This is a genomic window from Mesorhizobium sp. M7A.F.Ca.CA.002.05.1.1, assembly GCF_003998335.1.
Lineage (GTDB): Bacteria > Pseudomonadota > Alphaproteobacteria > Rhizobiales > Rhizobiaceae > Mesorhizobium.
The window spans coordinates 1-3,897 of the sequence record NZ_RZQI01000585.1; the positions used below are offsets into that span (position 1 = coordinate 1).

Consider the following 3,897-nt stretch of genomic DNA (forward strand, 5'->3'; position numbering starts at 1 on the left):
CACCGACGGTGAGCACGATCACGGCCAGGATGAGCACCGGCATGCGACGAACAAGCCCTGCGATGCGCGCAGCCGAAGCCACTCGTTTCCTCCATCCCTTGGCGCAGCAAATGCCGCGCCAACCAGATTGCTACAGTGTCCTTTGCGCGCCCGAAAGGCCGCGCGGCACCGCAGGCGGCTCTATTTCTGCCGGAGCCACTTCAGCACTTCCATGCTCGGGTAACCGTCCTGGGTCAAGCCGGCCTTGGCCTGGAAGGCCAAGATGGCTGATTTCGAGCCGTCGCCGATCTTGCCGTCGAACTTGCCGTCATAAAGGCCATGTTGGGAAAGCCGCTGCTGCAGCTCCTGCCTTTCCTCGAAAGTGAGCTTGGTGAAAGGCCGCTTCCAGTCTTGCACGAGACCGCTGGAGCCGGCGATTTCGTCGGCAAGAAGGCCGACGGCCAGCGCATATTTGTCGGCGTTATTGTAGGCTTTGATGACCGTGAAATTCTTGATCATCAGGAAGGCCGGCCCGTTGCGGCCGTCCGGCACCTTCAGCGTCGCCTTGTCGGAGCCGTTCTTGAACGGCTTGCCGTTGGCCCTGACCACGCCGAGCGCCTGCCATTGCGACAGTGTTTTCGAGCCGCCGGGAAGCTTTCCAGCGGGCAAAGCAACCTCATAGCCCCAGGTCTTGCCGGCCTGCCAGCCATTCTTCTTCAACAAATTGGCTGATGTCGCCAGCGCATCGGGGATCGAATTCCAGATGTCGCGTTTGCCATTGCCGTCCATGTCGACGGCATAGTGCAGATAGCTGGTCGGGATGAACTGGGTATGGCCCATGGCGCCGGCCCAGGATCCGCTCAGATGGCTTTCGTCGATATCGCCGGTCTGCAGGATCTTCAGCGCGGCGATCAGCTGGGTGCGAGCGAATTTCGCCCGCTTCGGATCGGCATAGGCCAAGGTCGCCAGCGAGCGCACGACATTGCGCATGACGTCGTCGCGCTTGAGGATCTCGCCATAGTTCGATTCCATCGACCAGATGGCCAGCAGGATGTAACGGTTGACACCGAACCTGGCCTCGATCCGGTCCAGCCACGGCTTCCATTTCCTGGCCATCTGCTGGCCGACGGCGACCGACTGGTCATGGACGCGATTGTCGAAATAGTCCCAGGCGGGGGCCGTGAATTCAGGCTGCGTACGCGCCTTCTCCAGCACCACCGGATCGATATCCCTGATGTTCCTGAAGGCCTGGTCGTAGAGGGCGCCGGAAACGCCGCTCTGCACGGCGGTGGCGCGGAAGCCGGCGACCCACTGCCGGAAACCGGCATCGGCGAAAGCGGGGCCAGGCATCAGCAGAGCGAGCGATAGGCTGGCTGCCGCCATGACGCTGGTAAAAATTTTTGCGGCATTGCGAACGGACATCTTTTCCTCCTTCTCTGTCTCAGGAAAGACCATTCATCGCCGAACCAGGTTAGGAATTAGTTTACCATAGGCGCCACCGGGAACGAAAAGACGCTTCGAAGCTTTACCGGTGGACATTCCTCTCAGTTGCCCAGTAGTCCCGAATTCCGGCGTGAAAATGTCTTGGAACGGGGATTGCGGAGCTGGCCCTCAAACGGATAATTGAAAGCATGAAGAGAGTTCGCAAGGCAGTCTTCCCGGTCGCCGGTCTCGGCACACGGTTTCTCCCGGCCACCAAGGCTGTCCCCAAGGAAATGCTGACCGTCGTCGACCGGCCGGTGATCCAGTATGTGGTGGATGAGGCACGCGAGGCCGGCATCGAGCATTTCATCTTCGTCACCGGCCGCAACAAGGCCGTCATCGAGGACCATTTCGACATCCAGTTCGAACTCTATGACACGCTGGCCCAGCGCGGCAAGGACGACCAGCTCGCCCGCCTGCAACGGCTGCAGCCGGCGCCGGGGCAGACCAGTTTCACACGCCAGCAGGTGCCGATGGGACTTGGCCATGCCGTCTGGTGCGCCCGTGAGCTCGTCGGCGACGAGCCCTTCGCGCTGTTGCTGCCCGACATGATCATGCAGTCGGAGAAGAGCTGCACGAAGGCAATGGTCGAGCTCTACGAGGAGACCGGCAACAACATCATCGCGGTGCAGGAATGCGCTCCCGCCGAAACCCACAAATACGGCATCGTCGGCCGCGGCGAGGACACGCATCACGGTTTCCGCATCACCGAGATGGTGGAAAAGCCGAAGGCCGGCACCGCGCCGTCCAATCTTTACATCAACGGCCGCTACATCCTGCAGCCGGAGATCTTCAAGATCCTTGAAGGCCAGGAAAAAGGCGCCGGCAACGAGATCCAGCTCACCGACGCCATGCTGAAGCTGGAAAAGCAGCAGCCTTTCTACGGCTACCACTATCGAGGCCGCACGTTCGACTGCGGATCGCCGGAAGGCTTCGTCGAGGCCAATGTCGCCTTCGCGCTGTGGCGCAGCGACATGAACGAGAACATGGCCGGTGTGATCCGCACGCTTCTCGATGAGATGAAGCCATCCGAGCGCCGCGGCGCCGCATCTTAAGTCGATGTCGATGTTCAGCCGGTCCGCGGAAGGGCCGGTCTGATCTCAACGCACGTTTGGCACGCAAGTCCTCAGCGCTGCACTTTCACGCCGAGGAAGATGCTGTTGGCGGTGTAGTCCCGGCCCGGCAGATTGCTGGTCAGCTTCTCGGTCCTCACCCTTGTGGTGAGGCCGGCGTAGCGGTTCAGCCACCAGGTCAGTCCGGCCTCGGCGCTCAACACCCTGTCATGGCCATCGATGCCGATGTAATCACGCCAGTCGAGGCCCAGAGCCGCATTGGCGGTGAGGTTGGCGCGGATCTGGCGTTCGCCGGTCAGGCGACCGGAATAGAGGATGTCGCCGCTTTCGCCCGATGTGGTCGTGGGCTCGACGGTGGTCCGCCCGGTCAGGCCGATCGTGGTGCCGCGCTCCGGTGACCATTTGAGGTCGGCGTTGACGGTGGCACCCGAGATCGCATCAAGGTTTTTGTCGTCGATCGCTTCCCTGAGCCAGCCGGCCGAGAATTCGCCCGACAGCTTCTCGCCCATGTCGAGTGCAAGGCCAGCGCGGGCGCCGAGCCGCGTCGACGAGCGCTCGAACCCTTCATTGTCGATGCGTTGATCATAGGTCCGGCGGCCGACCTCGATTTCAGTGAACGGGGTCAGGGCAGGGGAGATCTCGTAGCCGGTGCGCAACGTCGCCGTGTAGAGTGTGGAGTCCTGATCCTTCTGCGACAGCGAGGTGCCGTCCGAGAGCTTGGCGTCGCCGTAAAAATCGTGCGAGACCGCGCCGGTTAGCGTGTACTGCATCTTGCCGAGATGCTTTTCGACGGCGAGGCTGCCATCGATGGTCTGCCGCAGCGGCTGCTTGCTGACGCCGGCAATGGCGTCCGGTGATGATGCCGATTCCGGCACGGCCTCGTAGCCGAGCTTGGCGATGGCTCGCAACTCATTGTCGAGGTCGACATTGAGCTGGCCTTCGATGCGCCCTTGCGCGTCGTGAACCGGGTAACCCGACACGGTCTCGCGAAAAAGGCCATAGCCGTCGATCGTGGCTGAGTTCTCGCGCCAGTCGGAGGCGGCGGAAAAGCGCAGCGCTGTCTCGGACAGCAGCGCCGACGTGCCGGCACTGCTCGAATCGCCGTTCGAGGTGGCGGTCAGGCCCTGTTCGATCGTCGGCCGGATGACGAAGGAGCCCCATTTGACGCCGGTGGCGGCAAACGGATCATCCTCCAGCTTCTTTTTCTGGCCTTCGATGGCGTCAGTGCGCTCCGCGCCTGGGTCGAGCTTCTGCCTGTCGGCACTGTCGATGGTGAGGGCGCGGCGGTTGGCCGTGTCCGCATCGGTGTCTTCACCATCGGTGGCGTCCGTCGTGGAGGCGGTGATGTCGGAGGGGCCGGCCG

The 3,897-nt window shown here is 62.3% G+C and carries 3 protein-coding genes; 1 reads left to right on the forward strand and 2 read right to left on the reverse strand.

Features of this window, described 5'->3' with window-relative positions:
- Nucleotides 1-180 precede the first annotated feature (180 nt).
- Complete coding sequence (locus EN939_RS24460) at nucleotides 181-1,401, reverse strand: lytic murein transglycosylase (protein ID WP_127270259.1); 1,221 nt, start codon at nucleotides 1,399-1,401, stop codon at nucleotides 181-183.
- 209 nt (nucleotides 1,402-1,610) lie between these two features.
- Here EN939_RS24460 and galU point away from each other — a divergent pair, with 209 nt between their 5' ends.
- Nucleotides 1,611-2,516 carry a UTP--glucose-1-phosphate uridylyltransferase GalU gene (galU, locus tag EN939_RS24465; protein WP_127270261.1) on the forward strand — a complete coding sequence of 302 codons (906 nt, stop codon included), beginning with the start codon at nucleotides 1,611-1,613 and terminating at the stop codon, nucleotides 2,514-2,516.
- A gap of 71 nt (nucleotides 2,517-2,587) precedes the next feature.
- On the opposite strand, the gene EN939_RS24470 is transcribed toward galU, so the two are convergent.
- Nucleotides 2,588-3,897, reverse strand: a 1,310-nt coding sequence (locus EN939_RS24470) for an outer membrane beta-barrel protein (protein ID WP_127270262.1), incomplete at its 5' end; no start/stop codon positions are given.